The 18,753-nt window shown below is 43.4% G+C and carries 10 protein-coding genes and 2 pseudogenes; 7 read left to right on the top strand and 5 right to left on the bottom strand.

Going from position 1 to position 18,753, the window contains the following annotated elements; translation table 11 throughout:
- Positions 1 to 118: 118 nt before the first annotated feature.
- The 4 genes from UYC_RS0126710 (at position 119) to UYC_RS0126725 (ending at position 5,144) form a co-directional block, all read left to right on the top strand.
- Positions 119 to 841 carry a lysophospholipid acyltransferase family protein gene (locus UYC_RS0126710; protein WP_016874224.1) on the top strand — a complete coding sequence of 241 codons (723 nt, stop codon included), beginning with the start codon at positions 119 to 121 and terminating at the stop codon, positions 839 to 841.
- 80 nt (positions 842 to 921) lie between these two features.
- Entirely contained in the window at positions 922 to 1,749 is an 828-nt protein-coding gene (locus UYC_RS0126715; RefSeq protein WP_016879725.1) for an alpha/beta fold hydrolase, read from the top strand.
- A gap of 241 nt (positions 1,750 to 1,990) precedes the next feature.
- Positions 1,991 to 3,202, top strand: a complete 1,212-nt coding sequence (locus tag UYC_RS0126720) for an EcsC family protein (protein ID WP_016874222.1) — start codon at positions 1,991 to 1,993, stop codon at positions 3,200 to 3,202.
- A gap of 469 nt (positions 3,203 to 3,671) precedes the next feature.
- Entirely contained in the window at positions 3,672 to 5,144 is a 1,473-nt protein-coding gene (locus UYC_RS0126725; protein ID WP_016874221.1) for a leucyl aminopeptidase, read from the top strand.
- Positions 5,145 to 5,185: 41 nt separating this feature from the next.
- On the opposite strand, the gene UYC_RS0126730 is transcribed toward UYC_RS0126725, so the two are convergent.
- The 3 genes and pseudogenes from UYC_RS0126730 to UYC_RS0126740 form a co-directional block, all read right to left on the bottom strand.
- Positions 5,186 to 6,256: an LOG family protein gene (locus tag UYC_RS0126730; protein ID WP_016874220.1), complete on the bottom strand. Its 1,071-nt coding sequence runs from the start codon at positions 6,254 to 6,256 to the stop codon at positions 5,186 to 5,188.
- 700 nt (positions 6,257 to 6,956) lie between these two features.
- Positions 6,957 to 7,295 (bottom strand): annotated as a pseudogene (gene trxA, locus UYC_RS0126735) (thioredoxin); the annotation flags it as partial.
- Positions 7,296 to 7,746: 451 nt separating this feature from the next.
- Positions 7,747 to 8,910, bottom strand: a complete 1,164-nt coding sequence (locus UYC_RS0126740) for a GuaB3 family IMP dehydrogenase-related protein (RefSeq protein WP_016874218.1) — start codon at positions 8,908 to 8,910, stop codon at positions 7,747 to 7,749.
- A 402-nt stretch (positions 8,911 to 9,312) separates the two neighbouring features.
- Here UYC_RS0126740 and UYC_RS0126745 point away from each other — a divergent pair, with 402 nt between their 5' ends.
- Both UYC_RS0126745 and UYC_RS35780 read left to right on the top strand, forming a co-directional pair.
- Positions 9,313 to 13,317, top strand: a complete 4,005-nt coding sequence (locus UYC_RS0126745) for a hybrid sensor histidine kinase/response regulator (protein WP_016874217.1) — start codon at positions 9,313 to 9,315, stop codon at positions 13,315 to 13,317.
- Between the two features lie 175 nt (positions 13,318 to 13,492).
- Positions 13,493 to 15,933, top strand: a pseudogene (locus UYC_RS35780) (endonuclease MutS2).
- 91 nt (positions 15,934 to 16,024) lie between these two features.
- On the opposite strand, the gene UYC_RS0126755 reads toward UYC_RS35780, so the two are convergent.
- Positions 16,025 to 16,564: a hypothetical protein gene (locus UYC_RS0126755; protein ID WP_016879726.1), complete on the bottom strand. Its 540-nt coding sequence runs from the start codon at positions 16,562 to 16,564 to the stop codon at positions 16,025 to 16,027.
- A 55-nt stretch (positions 16,565 to 16,619) separates the two neighbouring features.
- On the bottom strand, positions 16,620 to 17,225 hold the full coding sequence (locus tag UYC_RS0126760) for a site-2 protease family protein (RefSeq protein WP_016874215.1): 606 nt from the start codon (positions 17,223 to 17,225) through the stop codon (positions 16,620 to 16,622).
- 897 nt (positions 17,226 to 18,122) lie between these two features.
- Here UYC_RS0126760 and UYC_RS0126765 point away from each other — a divergent pair.
- Complete coding sequence (locus UYC_RS0126765) at positions 18,123 to 18,728, top strand: DUF3038 domain-containing protein (protein ID WP_016879727.1); 606 nt, start codon at positions 18,123 to 18,125, stop codon at positions 18,726 to 18,728.
- Positions 18,729 to 18,753: the final 25 nt, after the last annotated feature.

An 18,753-nucleotide genomic window follows, 5' to 3' on the forward strand; every position in this document is an offset into this window, starting at 1 on the left:
GTGTCTTTGTGGAGAAAGACATTTCTACCTTGAGGCAGTTCCAAACATGGTTAAGAAATGTAACAATCATATGTAGAATAACACCTAATATTTGCGGAAAATTTATATTTAACAAATTATGAGTGTAAACAACTCCTTAGATATTTCTCGCTGGTTGTTGGCAACTCTATCGACCAAAATGTTTCGCTACTATGAGGATCGCATCCCTCAAGACGCCAGCGTGCTAGTAGTAAGTAATCATCGTAGCTTTATGGATGCACCGATTTTGATGGCGGCGCTATCCAGTCCAATTCGCTTTGCTTGTCATCATTACATGAGTCAAGTGCCGATCATGCGAGAAATCGTCACAGGCTTGGGATGCTTCCCCTTAGAAGCAGATCAAAAGCGCCAGCAAAGCTTTTTTAAGCAAGCACAGCAACTTTTGCAACTAAGGCAAGTAGTGGGTGTGTTTCCAGAAGGAGCGGAACCAATGGTAAAATTTACCCAACCCCAGCAGGTGGGAGAGTTCCAGCGAGGATTTGCCCATTTAGCATTACGAGCAGCAGTGCAGGATTTAGCGATTTTGCCAGTTGCGATCGCTTCTTTAGAAGAAGTTAACACATCCGCTGTACCCCTAAGTATCTTGAGCTTTTTCGATCCTTCAGAACCTTTATTTAATCAACCTGGTTGGCACCCTTTGGTTATCTACAATCGTGTTGCGGTGCTAATCGGGCGTCCTTATTGGATTAGACCCCAACATCAACAACAATATCAAGGAAAACAAGCGAAAACTGTTGTGGCTGAACTGACAGAACACTGTTATGGCGAAATAACCAATTTGCTACATGAAGGATGTTATTAAAGTCATTTGTCCCTGAATGAACAACTAAATATTGACAAATGACTAATAACTAATGACAAATGACCAATGACTAATAACCAATGTCTATTCCAAAAGTAGAACTAAAACCATGTTTCCTGACTCCCAGACGCTTACAGCCGGAATATCCGCTGTTTGTATATCTGCCTGGGATGGATGGAACTGGACAACTATTGCGAACGCAAACAGTAGGATTGGAAGCTGGTTTTGATGTCCGTTGTTTAGCAATTCCCCGCGAGGATCTAACTAGTTGGGAAGTGCTAACGAATAATGTATTAGACTTAATCCACGCCGAACTCGAAAAAAGTTCCCAGCGCTCAGTCTACTTGTGTGGGGAGTCATTCGGGGGTTGTTTAGCTCAAAAAGTAGCTGTAGCAGCACCACATTTATTTAAGCGAATTATCTTAATCAACCCTGCCTCTAGCTTTCATCTTCGCCCTTTGTATGAATGGGCATCGCAATTCACTGGCTTGGTGCCATCATGTTTGTTTGACTTTGGCGCGGTGGGGTTATTGCCGTTTTTAGCATCTTTGTCGCGTATTTCTAGAAGCGATCGCCATGAAATGCTGAGAACCATACGTTCAATACCACCAGAAACGGTTTGTTGGCGATTGTCTTTGATTAAAGAATTTCATATTGACGACGAGCAGTTGCGCAGACTCACTCAACCTGTTTTGCTAGTTGCCAGTGTCTTAGATCGGCTTTTGCCTTCACTAGCGGAAGCACAACGATTAGTTGATATTTTGCCTAACTCTAAAATTGTGGTTTTGCCAGAAAGTGGACACGCTTGTTTATTAGAAACTGATATTAATTTATACGAAATAATGAAAGCTCATAATTTTTTAGAAAGTGGTGCTGAAGTAGCTAAGGAGCTAGAAGTCAAAAGCTAAGGAGCACTGAAGCGACAATAGAAATAAATTCAACAAATTGGCGTTGCTGAATACAAGTATAAAATAAAAAAATGCAGTATCTTGAAACTCATACTCTCTGCGCCTTTGCGCCTCTGCGTGAGGTAAATTCATCCCCGGATTCAACGTTGTTTAAACTATCGACTTATCCTTACAGGGGGAAGTCAAGCACTTGCACTTTCGTTACAAAGAACATAGAAAGACTTTCAGAAGGTGCCAAGCAATGGCAGACAAGCCCCAAAAAGAAAAAGAGAATAAAAAACTAAACAATATACCCCCTACCGAACAAAAAGAAGATAAGCCATCTTTGTTTGAATCCTTAGCCGAAACCTTAGGCTGCGTAGCGGGAACAGCAGTAGGTGTAGGCGCAGCTGCTGGTAGTACGGCTATAGAGGCAAGTAAGGCAGTTGCAGAAACAGCAGCTGGTGTGGGAGAAGCGGCAGCAAAACAAACCCACAAGTTAATTGAGCAAGCAACTTCTACAGCCGGACAAGTTACAGATTATCTCGGACAAAATTGGCTGATTCGCAGGGTAGCTGGTGTGTTAAACCTGAATTGGCTGGTTGGTGCAAGTGATAATGTTGATTTAGAAAAAGCCGCCGCCGCAGTCAAAAAGCTGCAGCAAGAGCATCCAAATGAATCACCCAGCCAGATAGCCCACCGCATTATGGTAGAAAAAGCCGCAAAAGCAGGTGGAATTGGCTTTGCTAGTAGCCTTTTGCCAGGATTTGCAGCGGCATTATTGGCTATTGATTTGGCAGCAACCACACAATTGCAATCAGAAATGATTTATCAGATTGCTGCTGCCTATGGCTTAGACTTAAAAGACCCAGCCCGTAGAGGTGAAGTATTGGCGATTTTTGGGATAGCTTTGGGTGGCGGGCGTCTTTTAAGAGCAGCTGGTTTAGGTTTACTGCGAAATGTGCCTTTTGCTGGTGCAGTGATTGGTGCTAGTTCAAATTCGACGATGGTATATTCGCTAGGATATGCAGCTTGTCGATTTTATGAAGCCAAATTAGATGAATCTAAGTCTTTGGATTCTGAAGAAACACTAACAGAATTAAAGCAACAAAGCGATCGCTATCTAGAAACCGCGATCGCCCAGCAAAAAATCATGGATCAAATCTTAGTTCACATGATTCTTGCCAGCCATCCAGACAAAACTTGGGAAACAATTTTGCCAGAGTTGGAAGCTTTGAACCTCAGCCCTGAATCTTTGGATGCCATCAAGCAGAACATCAAATCTCCCCAGCCTTTAGATCATCTTCTCAATCAACTCAACCGAGACTTTGCAGTACCACTTTTAGCTCAATGTTGCAGAATCGCTAAACTTGAAGGTGAAATTTCACCACCAGAACAAAAAGTGATTGATGCGATCGCTACCAAATTTGACATCGACTTGAATTCAATTGAGTCAATAGTCAATAGTCATTAGTCATTTGTCATTAGTTAGTGGTTAGTAGGGGAGGCAGCGCGTTGCGGTGAGTCCAGTCCCCGTCTTGGCGGTTCCCGTCACGTAGACGCGGAGCGGCTTCCCGCCAGGGTAGGGGAACTGGCGAACCCGAAGGGAGGCTCCACGCCACATGACGCCAGTCGCTACAACGCGGGGAACCCGCGCAACGCGCTGGCTCCTTTATGCCGGGAAACCCGTCCACCGCAGTGGCTCCGCTCCGTTGTATCGACTGCCGTGCGGGTTTATCTAGATATTTCGTAAATATTGGAGAGATTGCTTTGAAAACCCGCCCGTACAGTGGTTAGTGGATAGAGACGCGATGAACGCGTCTGTACAATTTCTCCCCCTCTCCTTGTCCCCTTGTCTCCCCCTCCCCTCCTCCTTTCCCCAGAGCATAAAACCCAAATTTTACGCAATACTGGTACCAGAACTTTTACACTGAACGCTAAAAATGGATATTCGACCTAGTAACACCCCTGTTTTAGAGTGGGCAGGAGATGGATTAGCTATAGGATTATTTGAAGATGCTGTAGACTTAACTGGCGATCTGGCAGCTTTAGATGAAAAGTTTGCTGGTGTTCTCAAAGAACTAATTGCCGAAGAGGAATTTAAAGGCAAAACTGGTAGCACGGCGGTTACACGAGTAGGTAGTGGTAGCCCAGTTCGCAAGTTGATATTAGTTGGTTTAGGCAAACCGGAAGCGCTAAAACTCGATACTTTGCGGCGTGCTGCTGCTGCGGTTGCTCGATTAGCCAAAAAGCAAAAGTGCAAAACTTTAGGAATTAGTTTGCCAGTTTGGAATAACGATCCGGCACAAACTGCCCAGGCAATAGCTGAAGGCATACAGCTAGCACTTTACCAGGATAATCGCTTTAAATCGGAACCAGAGGATAAAGGAGTACAAGTTGAAACCGTAGATTTATTAGGTTTAGGTGGACAAGAAGCAGCGATTACCCGCGCCAATCAAATCGCTTCTGGGGTAATTTTGGCTAGGCAACTAGTAGCAGCTCCTGCTAACGAGGTAACGCCAATTACTATGGCAGAAACCGCAATGGCGATCGCCTCAGAACACGGTTTGCAAGTAGAAATTCTGGAGCAGGAAGAATGTGAAAAGTTGGGCATGGGTGCTTTTTTAGGAGTAGCAAAAGCTTCTGATTTGCCCCCGAAATTTATTCACCTAACTTACAAGCCTGAAGGGACACCAAAACGCAAGCTAGCTATTATCGGTAAAGGTTTAACTTTTGACTCTGGCGGGCTGAATATCAAAGGTGCGGGTAGTGGCATCGAAACCATGAAAATTGATATGGGTGGTGGTGCGGCTACATTAGGTGCAGCCAAAGCTATTGCCCAACTCAAGCCAGATGTGGAGGTTCACTTTATTTCCGCAGTCACAGAGAATATGATCAGTGGCCATGCTATGCATCCAGGTGATATTCTCAAAGCATCCAATGGTAAAACAATTGAAGTTAACAACACCGATGCTGAAGGGCGTTTGACTTTAGCTGATGCCTTGGTATTTGCTGAAAAGTTGGGAGTAGATGCGATCATTGATTTGGCTACCCTGACTGGTGCTTGCGTGATTGCTTTGGGCGATGATATTGCTGGTTTGTTTACTCCCGATGATGCTTTAGCTAAGGAATTAGAAACGGCTGCTGAGACATCAGGCGAAAAAATTTGGCGAATGCCAATGGAAGAAAAATATTTTGAAGGCTTAAAGTCTAGTATCGCGGATATGAAAAATACTGGGCCGCGTGCTGGTGGCTCTATTACTGCTGCTCTTTTCCTCAAACAGTTCGTCAAAGATACTGCTTGGGCACATCTGGATATTGCTGGTACTGTTTGGGCAGATAAAGAAAACGGCTATAACGGTTCTGGAGCGACTGGCTTTGGTGTACGTACTTTGGTGAATTGGGTGTTGAGTTAACACTAAGGTGGGCAATCCTCGCCCACCTAAACTAGCTCAATTCACTTCCTTTCTGGATGTCCTCTCTCCTCAGATGAAGGCTTACCCATGTTATTAATTTCTGCAATCATCTGATACAACCGCCCTAAGTCACGTTGATTGAAATAAAGGACTAAACGGGGTAAGTCAAAAGCTTCATCTTGCCCCTCTTGGGGTAAAGCCTGACTTTTTTCAATTCGTCCTTTGACAAGAATGTCACTAAAATCAGCGTTGAGTTTTTCTACTTCAGCGTCTGATAAATCTGTATTTAGGCGGATTACTAAGCGATCGCCTACATAGCGACTGGAGTGATAAACCTGGTAAAAGCGGGTAATGGCATTGCAAGCTACAACCAAATCATCTGTAACCGTGTACAAGCTTGGATCTTCTGGACTTACCAAGCCTTTTTGTACCAATTGTTTATCAATATACTCACTCCAAGACCGCCAGTAATCACCCCCAGGATGATCTATCAAAACTACTGGAACAGGGCCAAATTTACCCGTTTGGCTTAAAGTCATACACTCAAAAGCTTCATCTTGAGTGCCAAAACCACCAGGGAAGAGGGCGACAGCGTCACTTTCTTTTAACAAAAATAATTTGCGGGTAAAAAAGTATTTAAAGTGAATTAGTTTGGGATCGCCCTCGATAATTGGATTTGCTTGCTGCTCAAAAGGTAGCTGAATATTTAAACCAAAGGAATTTTCTCGCCCAGCTCCTTCGTGCCCTGCCTGCATAATTCCACCACCGCCACCAGTCATTACCATGAATCCCAATTGAGAAACATAGCGAGCAAAGTCAACTGCCATTTGATATTCCGGTGTTTCTGGCGATAGACGAGCCGAGCCAAAAATGGTGACTTTACGAACGTGTCGGTAATTATGAAAGAGCTTGAAACCCCGCTCCATATCTGCTAAAGACGCAGATAATATCTTCCAGTCGAGGCGATCGAGTTCACTATCAGCTAGACGCACTATGGTTAATAGCGCTTGTTGGATGTATTGCCGATGTTTTAACGTCGGTAAGCGCTCAATTAATTCAGCAATATCAGCTTGGATAGACTCTAATGTGTCGAACGACGCAGATGAGGTCATGAGAACTGTAGCCAAAGTGGCACTATATTTTACCTAAATTTGCGATCCAATTTGCAACCACGACGGGTCGTTGTCCATAGCCCATTGTTAACTATACAGAGTTTGTTGGCTCTAGTACTAGCAATGCTATTTTGCACCTTTAAGGATGAAAAGATTTTGCTCCACAATAGTTGTTTTTTTTACAGACATACTATAAAGCGTCCGTAGGTTTTTTAGTCATAGCTTTCGTACAGACGCAATTCTTCGCAGCCGTACTAACTGTTATTTTTATAACTAACTACTTTAGTTGTAACAAGCTAAAGTGCTAGTAAAGTTTAACACCATTCATATACACTGAGGAGAAGCCTGAAAAATCGTCCTGGCATTTTTAGGCTTAATTTTTACAGACAAAAAGGCACCTTGGGTTAAAAAACTAAGGTGCTACATTTTTTGTGTTAAATACAAAATAAATTTGAGCAAAAAGGATGAGATTATTTTTTCAACTGGGCGGGTTGACAAAAAGATGGACAAATGAATCATAGATTACTTTCCTGAAGAAAGTTTTTTACTATGATGTCTTGGCAGTTAAGCACACTCAGAAAGTCCCCCTCAAGGAATGAGTAGCCCATCCAAGTAGTCACGCAATACGATGAAGTGCGGTGCTAACACCTCACTGTATTGCTAACAATTATTTGGCTGGTTCAAAGAAACTTCCAGATGCTCAAGATTCAAGATATTTTTCCAAAGTATTAGCTAGTGTAGTTTTTGGCACAGCACCAACTACCATATCAACTTTTTGCCCACCTTTAAAAATCATCAATGTAGGAATGCTGCGGATACCATACTGGCTGGCAACATTAGGGTTCTCATCAGTGTTGACTTTAACTACCTTGAGTTGACCCTCGTACTGAGCTGCTATTTCATCTACAACAGGGGCCACCATCCGGCAGGGACCGCACCAGGGAGCCCAAAAGTCAACTAAAACAGGAACTGCGCTTTCCAATACTTCCTGCTTAAAAGTAGAGTCGGTAACTTGTGCGGCTGCTGACATGGCTACAAACCTTTGCCTACGATATTTTTTGAGTTTGCTGAAATTCTACCATAGCAAAAAGCACAGCTTGGAAATGATGCAAATACATTTGTATATATATAGCTTTAGTTTAGTTTTTATTAATAAACATAAGGAAGCGCCCGAACCTCAGTCCGGGCGGAGTGTGGTGTGAGGAGTGAACGGAAACATGCGTCTCCGCTATTTCTATTGTAGGCGACAGATGCTAATTTTCCAGTAGTTGTTTCATATGTCTGGGAAAATTTATTGAGGGGTTGGGGATTGGGAAGAGGGCGCGGGGACAAAAAGACGCGGGGACGCGGAGAAATAGGACAAGGGGACACACCAGACAAGGAGAATCGTGAACACATTCTTACCCCTGGTGCTTCTGTGCACCTGAAGCTCCTACTTGCCTACTCTCCCCCTCCTATTCCTAGCCCCTAGCCCCTAGTCCCCAGTCCCTCTATTTACCCATACCTAACTGTTGGGCTTTTTGATAGACTTTTCCTTCGGTCAATAAAGACGGAGCAATCACAACTTCTACTTGTTGCATTTCCTTAAGATTTTTTGCTCCTAATGTACTCATGCTTGTTTTTAAAGCTCCCAAAAGATTATGAGTGCCATCATCGAGTTGGGCAGGGCCGATGAGAATTTGTTCTAGGGTACCAGTAGTAGCTACGCGAATGCGCGTTCCACGCGGCAAGACTGGGCTAGGAGTAGCCATACCCCAATGGAAACCCCGCCCTGGTGCCTCGGCAGCTCTTGCAAAGGGAGAACCTATCATCACTCCATCAGCACCGCAGGCAATACATTTACAGATGTCACCGCCAGTTATTAAACCACCATCAGCAATGACTGGGACGTAGTTGCCGGTTTCCTGATAGTAGTCATCGCGTGCCGCAGCACAGTCAGCGATCGCTGTTGCTTGAGGCACACCCACGCCCAATACTCCCCTAGAAGTACAGGCAGCACCAGGGCCAATACCAATCAGTACCGCAGCTGCTCCTGCTTTCATTAAGTTCAGGGTAACTTCGTAAGTCACGCAGTTCCCCAATACCACAGGCATGGGCATTTCTCGACAAAATTGTGCTAAGTCTAGTGGTACAATTGATTCTGGCGATAAGTGTGCTGTGGAAACTACTGTAGCTTGAACAAAAAATAAATCTGCTCCAGCTTTTGCAACGACTGAACCATATTTACTTGCTCCTGCTGGAGTAGCACTGACTGCCGCAATGCCACCTTGTGCTTTAATTTCTTTAATCCGTTGTTCAATTAGTTCTGGTTTTATCGGTTCTGCATAAAGTTCTTGCATTAGGGGCACAAATTCATCTTTGCCCACTGCCGCAATCCGGTCTAAAATTGGCTCTGGATTCGCATAACGAGTTTGAATCCCCTCTAAGTTCAGCACGCCCAGTGCCCCTAACTGTGACAAAAGCACAGCCATGCGAACATCTACTACGCCATCCATTGCACTAGCAATAATGGGGATTTCTCGCTCAATATTGCCAATGCGCCATTTTGTATCTGCCAAACTCGGATCGAGTGTACCTCTGCCAGGTACTAAGGCAATTTCATCTATTCCGTAAGCTCTGCGAGCTACTTTGCCCCGCCCAATTTGAATTTCCACTCTGACAATGTTCCCAAATCTGTTTAAGCTAGGGTATCAAATTGTGGAGAACTTTGCAGCAGTACTATGAGTTCGTCGTTGAGCGGTAAAGCTTTTTAAGAAATAAGGGAACAGGAAACGGGGAACAGGGGACAGGGAAAATGATTTAACTTGTTTTTCCCATGCATAGTGAGTAGTGCGCCGCCTGCGGATCACTGTGAAGAAAGACAATTTTCGCTGCCAGCCATGAAAAAGGTATTTCCCCCACACCCTACATCCTCTTCCAAAACTAAAAGTACTTCACAAGCAGTAACTCCTAACACCGGGGCAAACATAAAAAATATGTATTTGAAAATCAAACTTGCTTGGTTTTGTCAGAATTAATATATGTGCTTGTTAGCGATCGCTTACCCATCATAATCCATGTCTAATGCAACACGAACTTCCCTGCTGCACTACAGCATAGCCGTGCTGTCCGTTGCCTTGGCATTGGTACTGACATTGCGACTGCAACCATTGTTGGCACCTGCGGATCTTTCCCTGTTTTATGTGGCTGTTGCTATAAGTACTAGATACGGGGGGATAAAAGCCGGGATAGTAGCTAGCATTTTATCCACTCTGGCTGTCAACTATTTCTTCATCGCGCCGTTATATACTTTCAGCATCAGTTCTGGTTATTTAGTGCCGTTAGGCGTGTTTTTATTAGTCACACTGCTGATTAGTTCGCTCGACTCGCAACTCCAAATTGCCCAACAACAAGCTCAAACCAATTTGCAAGCACTTCAAGAAAGCGAAGAACGCTACAGAATATTGGCAGACAATGTGCCGCAATTGGTGTGGAATGCTCGCTCAGATGGATATGTAGAGTATTTGAATCAACGATGGTATGACTACACCGGACTTACACCAAATTCCTCTTTGGGCTGGGAATGGCAATGTGCCATCCACCCTGATGACTTACCATCCACATTGAAGGTTTGGCAGACAGGTCTTGCCATCGGCAGTACGATAGAAGTGCAGTACCGCCTAAAACGAGCAGATGGAACCTATCGCTGGCATATTACAAGAGCAGTACCGCAAAGAAATTGTCTAGGTGAGATTAAAAACTGGTTTGGCTCATGTACTGATATTCACAATCAGAAGCAAGCAGAGGAAGAGAGAATTCGTCTGCTAGAGGAAGTGGAGTCTAAGCAAAGGTTGCTAGAGGCAGTATTGCAGCAAATGCCCGCAGGATTGTTGGTGGCGGAGGCTCCTTCCGGTCGCTTATTGTTAAAGAATGAGCAAGTGCAGCAAATTTTGGGTTATGACCTGCCTTTAGTTGAGAAGTTTGAGGAATACAATCACTTCCAGCATCGCCTATTTCACCCAGATGGACGAGCATATCAGAACGAGGAAAAGCCCTTAGCGCGATCGCTATCCACGGGAGAAGTCGTAACTAATGAGGAAGTAGAGCTAGTATGTGCCGATGGTACTCGTAAAACGATATTAGCTGACTCTTGCCCGATCCGAAATCATCAAGGGGAAATTGTTGCAGCACTTCTCACTTTCTACGACATTACCAAGCGCAAACAAGTACAGCGAGAAATACAGCAAACTAACCAAACCTTAAAAACTTTGGTTGCAGCATCTCCTTTACCGATAGTAGTGATTCAACCCGACTGCACAGTAGAGCTATGGAACCCAGCAGCGGAACGTTTGTTTGGATGGGCTGAAGCAGAAGTCCTCAATAAAATCCTACCTATTGTTCCAGAGGAAAAGCAGGAAGAATGCCGCTTAGTACGAGAGCTATTACTTAATGGGGAAACATTCTTTGGTGTTGAAACTTACCGCTGTAAACGTGATGGTTCCCAGATCATTTTGAGTATCTCTGCTGCCCCCGTTTGTGACGAAAATGGCACAGTCAATAAGATGATGCTCATCTTCCAAGATATTACGGAGCGTCAGCAAGCCGAAACTGCACTGCGAGAAAGTGAAGAGCGATTTCGTCAGCTAGCCGAAACTATCCAAGATGTTTTTTGGGTATCAAATCCGTTTGCAGGTGAGGTATTTTACGTTAGCCCTGCTTATGAGCAAATTTGGGGGCGTTCCTGTGAGAGTTTGTACGCAAACCCTGCTACGTGGATGGAAACCGTCCATCCTGAAGACAGAGAGCAATTGCAAGCTACTTTTAACAGTCAAATTACGCAAGGAAAATACGACGCAGAATACCGCATTATCCGTTCTGATGGTTCAATACGATGGATTCGCGATCGCGGTTTCCCAATTAAGAATGAGTCTGGAGAAATCTACCGTGTTGTAGGAGTGGCAGAAGATATTACAGATGGGAAGTTAGCACAAATTGCTTTAAGAGATGCTCTACAAAGGTTGAATTTCCATGTCGAGAATACACCTCTAGCAGTGATAGAGTGGAATACAAATCTGCAAATAACCCGTTGGTCTGCCGCCGCCACAAAGATATTTGGCTGGCAACCAGAAGAAATTTTACATAGAAAATATGGGGAGTGGCAGTTTGTCTACGAGGAGGATTCACAAAGAGTTCTCAATGTTTGGCGTCAAATCCTCAGTGGCAATGAGCCACAAGTACTTTGCTGTAACCGTAACTACACAAAATCAGGCAACATTGTCCATTGTGAGTGGTACAATTCAACACTCACCGATGAAGCAGGTAATGTAGTTTCAGTGTTATCACTAATAGAAGACGTAACTAAAAGACAACAGGCTCAACAAGAACTAGAACAAAGCGAAGAAAGGTTAAGTCTAGCAATGGAAGCTGCTCAGATGGGCTTCTGGGACTGGAATCTCCTCACTGGCGCAGTCACTTGGTCGTATTATCACGCGTGCCTTTTCGGCTTGGCACCAGAAGATTTTCAAGGAAGCTATGAATCTTTTGTTGAGTGTGTTCATCCAGATGATCGCTCGCTAGTGAATCAAGCGATCGCTGACTCAATTCACGGAAATGGCAACTATGAAGCTGAGTTTCGTGTCATCTGGCAGGATAACAGCATTCACTGGATTTCTGGTAAAGGTCAAGTATTTTACAACAGCGCAGGTCAAGCTACACGTATGATTGGTGTAGTTAGGGATAGCACTGATCGCAAACTAGCTGAACAAGAACGTGAAAATCTCCTGCGTTCGGAACAGGCAGCACGGGAGTCAGCAGAAACAGCTAACCGCATCAAAGATGAATTTTTAGCAGTGCTTTCTCATGAATTGCGATCGCCCCTTAATCCCATCTTGGGCTGGACAAAACTACTGCGTTCTCGTAAATTTGACGCAGAGGCAACAGATCGCGCCTTAGAAACTATTGAACGTAACGCTAAGTTACAAACCCAACTGATTGAAGACTTGCTTGATGTTTCACGGATTTTACGGGGAAAGCTTAGTCTGAATGTAGTTCCCATTAATTTGGCAGCAACAATAGACGCAGCCCTAGAAACAGTACGATTGTCAGCAGAAGCTAAAGACATTCAAATTCAGAAGCTATTTGCTCCAGATGTCGGTTTAGTTGCAGGAGATCCCAATCGTTTGCAGCAAGTAGTTTGGAATCTACTCTCAAATGCAATTAAGTTTACTCCCAATGGTGGGCAAGTAGAGGTACGGTTGGGGACTAGGAAAAAGACAAGGGGACAAGGAGACAAGGAGACAAGGGGAGAAGATGTAAATTACGATTCTGCACCTATTACCCAGTACCCAATCACCGATCCCCAATCCCCAATCCCTAACTATGCCCAAATTCAGGTGAAAGACACAGGTAAAGGCATCAAACCAGAATTTCTCCCTTATGTATTTGACTACTTCCAGCAGGCAGATAGCGGCACTACCCGCAACTTTGGTGGTTTGGGGTTGGGACTTGCGATCGTCCGTCATATCGTTGAATCTCATGGCGGTACTGTTTGGGCAGAAAGCCCAGGAGAAGGAGAAGGAGCAACGTTTACAGTATGTTTGCCCCTCCTGAAAGAAAACAGGGAGCAAGGAGACAACAAAACAACAGAACAAAGAGAAAATCTCTCTCCCCATCCCCCCATCCCCCCATCCCCTCCTCTTCCACTGTCGGGTGTGCGAATTTTGGCTGTAGATGACGAAGCCGATATGCGTGATTATGTCAGTTTTGTATTGGAGCAATCAGGAGCTGAAGTAACCGTTGCAGCATCGGCACAAGAAGCGCTAACAGCCCTAGTTCAAATTCAGCCAGATGTGCTAGTAACTGATATTGGTATGCCCAATACTGATGGATATATGTTACTGCAACAAATTAGGGCATTAAATCAAGAACCAGGAAAGCAAATTCCAGCCATCGCCCTCACAGCTTATGCTGGAGAATACGACCAAAAACGGGCAATAGCAGCAGGATTTCAGATACACTTGCCCAAACCTGTTGAACCGGATGCATTACTAGAGGCGATCGCATCGTTAATTGAACGTACATGAGAGGGAGACAAGGGAACAGGGGACAAGGGGAATAATTAACGACCAATGACTAATAACCAATGACTATTGACTAACCGGAAATTCACCCTTTGAGATTGAGCCGTGCAGGGATTTGTATTGTTACCATAATTTCAGACCATTTAGATTTAGATATTAAAGCACTAATATTAAAACCTTGATTCAAGCCGAAACTTTAGAACTACTTGAATGGCATCGTCTGTGCCAGCACCTATCTACGTTTGCAGCCACAAAACTAGGGGCAGTCGTCGCACGCGATTTGAGAATTCCTGATTCCCAGGCTGAAAGCGAATATTTACTAGCGCAAACTAAAGAAGTTTACGAACTTGAAAGCCGCCTCACTACCGGTTTAGTATTTGAGGGAATTCAAGATATTGGCGATTTTTTAGAAAGAGCTGAATTGCAAGGAGTTTTAGCAGGTGAGGAACTGCTTGCGATCGCTACTACCTTGGCTGGAGCACGAAACTTACGCCGAATTATCGACAATCAGCCAGATGTACCAATTCTGTCGGAATTAGTAGCTGATTTACGAACGTATCCAGAACTAGAGCAAGAAATTCACCGTTGTATAGATGAACGCGGACAAGTAACTGATCGCGCTAGCCAAAAACTGGCTGATATTCGCACAGAACTACGGAAAATACGCAATCAAATTACACAAAAATTACAAAATATCTTACAAGCAAAAGCTGGCGCAGTTCAAGAACAGATTATTACTCAAAGGGGCGATCGCTATGTGATCCCTGTCAAAGCACCCCAAAAAGACGCAATTCCTGGTATTGTCCACGATACCTCTACTAGTGGCGCAACATTATACATAGAACCGAATTCCATCGTGCCACTTGGTAACCAGCTGCGACAGTTGGTAAGAAGAGAACAAGCAGAAGAAGAAGCTATTCGTCGTGTTTTAACCGAGCAGGTAGCAGCGGTAAAACTCGATTTGGAAAGATTGTTAGCCATTGTTACCAGTTTAGATTTAGCAACTGCCAAAGCTCGTTATAGTTTGTGGTTACAAGCCAATCCTCCTCACTTTATTAACCGAGAAGCGAATGAAAGTATCACCTTAAGACAACTGCGTCATCCGCTGCTAGTGTGGCAACAGCAGCACGAACAAGGACAATCAGTCATTCCCGTAGATTTGCTAATTCAGCCACAGATTCGGGTAGTAACAATTACCGGGCCAAATACAGGTGGTAAAACAGTAACTCTCAAAACTTTGGGTTTAGCAGCATTAATGGCAAAGGTGGGCTTGTTTGTTCCTGCCCGCGAACCTGTAGAATTACCTTGGTTTGAGCAGATATTAGCAGATATTGGGGACGAGCAATCATTACAGCAAAATTTATCTACTTTTTCTGGGCATATTCGCCGTATTAGCCGAATTTTGGATGCATTAGGGACAGGAGACACGGAGAGTGAAGAAAATATCTCCCCCTCTCCCCCCTCCCCCCCCTCCCCTCCTCTTTAGTGCTTCTAGATGAAGTAGGCGCTGGTACAGATCCCGCTGAAGGTAGTGCTTTAGCGATCGCCCTGCTGTGCTATTTGGCAGAACACGCCCAACTAACGATGGCAACTACTCACTTTGGTGAATTAAAGGCACTGAAATACCAAGATGAGCGGTTTGAAAATGCCTCTGTCGAATTTGATGAAGCTACTCTTTCGCCTACTTATCGTTTACTCTGGGGAATACCTGGACGTTCTAACGCCCTGGCAATTGCTCGTCGCTTGGGTTTAAAACCAGAAGTTGTAGAAGCGGCAAAAAGCAACTTGGGAGGAGCAACAGACGAAGTCAACCAGGTAATTGCTGGGTTGGAAGCGCAACGTCGCCACCAGGAAACTAAAGCAGCACAAGCACAAGATTTATTGCAGCAAGCTGAACGTTTATACAAAGAAGTAACCGCAAAAGCCACAGCATTACAAGAAAGAGAACGCGATTTGCGTGCTTCCCAAGAAATCGCAGTACAGCAAGCGATCGCCCAAGCTAAAAATGAAATTGCCAAAGTAATTCGTCGCTTACAGCAAGGTACGCCAACCGCCCAAGATGCCCAGCAAGCAACAAATGCTTTAAATCAAATAACTGAAAAATTTATACCTCAGCCTCCACCAAAACCCAAACAAGGGTATGTTCCGAAAGTTGGCGATCGCATTCGCATTCCTAAATTAGGACAAACAGCAGAAGTCTTAACTGCACCCGATGAAGATGGTGAATTAACTGTCCGCTTTGGAATTATGAAGATGACAGTGAAGTTGGAAGACGTGGAATCTCTGGATGGTAAAAAAGCTGAACCAGTAATTAAGGAGCACAAGAGCAAAGGAGAATCCAGAGTCGTTGAAACTCCAGCACCAGCAACTGCTCCAGCAATTCGCACATCTCAAAATACAGTAGACTTGCGCGGGCGCAGGGTGCCAGATGCAGAAATGATTTTAGACAAAGCAATTTCAGAAGCAACAGGGCCAATATGGATTATTCACGGACACGGCACTGGTAAACTACGGCAAGGTGTTCACGCATTTTTAAAGCAACATCCCAGAGTTAGCCGTTATGAAGCGGCTGAACAATCCGATGGCGGTACTGGCGTTACTGTTGCTTATGTAGAGTGAAATCAAGGCTAGTTATCTTTGGAAAGAGTATAACTAGCCTGCGGAGGCAAGCTTAGTTTGTATAGCTGCACCCTTCTAGGGTGTCGGAATATTACAAACAGCTACTACTAGAATTAAGCGAAGACGGAAATGAATGGGCAGATGTAAACATAGCGAATACAATACTGCCGATCGCAAGAAATAATAGCAATAAACAAACACTCAAGAAAAAGACAAAATCTTTATGTACGATTTGAAGATGACGTTCAATAAATGACGAATAACCCCCAATCCCCAGTGAACCGACGCTACCAATAATTAGCAACCTAGCAAACAAATTTATCAAGTCTGTAAATATTGAGCGATCGCTAATTATATATTCACAAATATTTTTGTTTCCTATTGGTAATTTCCCAAATACTAATTCAGATATTTTGGGATACATTACCAGTAAGTTTTTTAGTTCCAATAATCTTGGAAATTTATCCAATGTGTTGTTGATAGTACCGTACACGTCTGAGTAATGCCAGTGAGCATTAAATTGTTCTGGAGATAGTAGATTTGAGCCTAGAACTATCGATGGCGTACTACTAAAAATTAAACTTATGAAAAATCCAGTTGTAAAAACTAATATTTTTTGTTTAATTTTCATTTAAATTAAATTTAATTCTTATTTTTTAAGTGTAGAGACACAAAACATCGCGTCTCTACTTGAAAAGCACAACACTCATCACAAAATCAGCGATCGCGCCCAAACCATCTCCAAACTGGGGAATTAAAAACAGCATCATCAAAGCAAAATATCCGTATTGGCTTTTCTCTAGTGGTTTTAAGGAAGGAAAAATTTCACTAAAAACATGAAATCCATCTAAAGGCGGAATTGGTAAAAGATTAAACAAACACAGTAACAAATTTATTCGAGCTGCTAGATAGAAAAAATTAAAACTAAAAATATTCGGATAATTATAAACAATAAATTTCAACAGCAACAGGCATAAAATTGCCAAAGCTAGGTTGGATATAGGCCCCGCCGCAGATACCAAAATATTACTCAGCTTTGCAGAACGAAATTTAGAGGGATTGACGGGCATTTTTCCCCAGGCAATGCCAACAAGACACAAGAAAATTATTGATTCCCAACCCATATGAACTACAGGATTAAGGGTAAGATGACCAGATTTTTTGGGTGTGTCATCTCCCTGAGTCACAGCAGTAAAGCCATGAGCAAGTTCATGCAAAGTAACTGAAATTATTACAATTAAAACTACTCTAAAAAAATGTGTGGGATGAGTTAATAGTGTATTGATAAACATATATAAAAACTTGTAGGAGCTTTTCAGCCATAGACTGTTTCAAAACTGAGATCTTGCACCACTCAATAACCGTAAGGTAGGGATTTTCCACACGTCAAAATAAGGGGTTTGAAGAAAGTTAGGCAGTGCCCACCCTACAAAAATTACTGCTTCAGGACAAGCTATTTAATCATTGGCAAGCACGCAGCACAAAAATTTGAGTGCTACCCCAATTTTTCCGGACAACCTATAAATCAGTAAGAAAAAGATTATAGTAGTAATTTTAAGATATAATTTATACTTTTAAATTTGTAACTTTACTTAAAAATGTAGTCATCTTTGCTACTAGCGCTTACTCCAACATCACATCCGAAAAAACTCGTATTTGGTTCAAAAAACAGTATGTGATGATTGTAAAAGCAATCTTATTCAGCGATCGCACATACATCTACTTAAATATTTTTTGTACTTATTATCACTAAATCACTTGTGGTAAATTCGCTATTTCTGCAAAAATACTTACTTTCTTGACCTGGTTGTTGAAAAAGACTTCATTAGGTATTCTTTGGGGTATAAAATCACAAATAGCAACTACCCATGAGCAAATATCTGTCTAAAGGTAGATTTGTTTAATATCAAAAAGCTCATGTTTTAGTAGAAAATACACGAAACACTGATTGGTGCAGTCAGGAGAATACAAAGTAATAAATAACGCCTTTAGTTTTTCCAAAATCGTTTTTCGTCATAGAGTTAAGACAAAGACCGCTGCTGTTTACCAAACATCAAAGCCATGTAAGCCGCCAAACCGCTTTCTGTAGACTACATTTCTACGTAATAGCTTTGGGAAACCAATCTTCGTTTGTGAAAGTCTGGTTTCAAAATGGGTAACAGCAACAGCCCCTACTAGCCCGATCACCTATGCTAAAAGTTATGCACTCTGCCGCTAACTCACCCACTCCAACTCCCCAGTGGGAGGACTTAATTAAACTCCCAGCCCCAAATTCAGTTCAGTGGGATAATATCAAAACCCAATTGGATTTGGTGCTGTTGGCGCTAGAAACATTGACTGGCATTGGCTCCGAGGCAATGCTTTCAGCGGCAATCGATCTGAATTTAGAGTCAAGAGTGCCAGATCGTGTAGCGCTATGGCGACTGCGCCAGTCAAATCCGCTACGCAAAGGTCAAGGAGGGCGAAAAAAGCTCGATGTAGAAGAAGCGCGGGCGCTTGTTCTCATTACTTGCTATCTTGCTCAACAGCACCAAGAGTTGATTCGCCGTGCTGTTGGTTTGTTAGAACAGATGGCGGAAAATAACCGGGAACCTCATCAGGCTGCTTTACTCGGAGATTATATCGATGCTTTCTGCAACACTTACCAAGAGCGCATGGAGGAAGAATCGACAATCTCCACGGATGAACTAACCCACCTGGCTTTAAAACTGCTGATAGATTTACTTTTTTACAGTGGTTCTGGTGGGCACCGCCGCCTCTGGCTAGCACTTATAGACCGTTCAACTAAATTTTGAAAATGTCCTGCTTGTATTTCCTGCC

Source organism: Chlorogloeopsis fritschii PCC 6912 (assembly GCF_000317285.1).
Classification (GTDB): Bacteria; Cyanobacteriota; Cyanobacteriia; order Cyanobacteriales; family Nostocaceae; genus Chlorogloeopsis; species Chlorogloeopsis fritschii.

What these genes read in the sequence shown, in the direction of transcription:
- UYC_RS0126715 (WP_016879725.1), top strand. Translation starts at nt 922, where the DNA reads ATGTCTATTCCAAAAGTAGAACTAAAACCATGTTTCCTGACTCCCAGA.
- UYC_RS0126720 (WP_016874222.1), top strand. Translation starts at nt 1,991, where the DNA reads ATGGCAGACAAGCCCCAAAAAGAAAAAGAGAATAAAAAACTAAACAAT.
- UYC_RS0126755 (WP_016879726.1), bottom strand. Translation starts at nt 16,564, where the DNA reads ATGAAAATTAAACAAAAAATATTAGTTTTTACAACTGGATTTTTCATA.
- UYC_RS0126765 (WP_016879727.1), top strand. Translation starts at nt 18,123, where the DNA reads ATGCTAAAAGTTATGCACTCTGCCGCTAACTCACCCACTCCAACTCCC.
- UYC_RS0126745 (WP_016874217.1), top strand. Translation starts at nt 9,313, where the DNA reads ATGTCTAATGCAACACGAACTTCCCTGCTGCACTACAGCATAGCCGTG.
- UYC_RS0126710 (WP_016874224.1), top strand. Translation starts at nt 119, where the DNA reads ATGAGTGTAAACAACTCCTTAGATATTTCTCGCTGGTTGTTGGCAACT.
- UYC_RS0126730 (WP_016874220.1), bottom strand. Translation starts at nt 6,256, where the DNA reads ATGACCTCATCTGCGTCGTTCGACACATTAGAGTCTATCCAAGCTGAT.
- UYC_RS0126725 (WP_016874221.1), top strand. Translation starts at nt 3,672, where the DNA reads ATGGATATTCGACCTAGTAACACCCCTGTTTTAGAGTGGGCAGGAGAT.
- UYC_RS0126760 (WP_016874215.1), bottom strand. Translation starts at nt 17,225, where the DNA reads ATGTTTATCAATACACTATTAACTCATCCCACACATTTTTTTAGAGTA.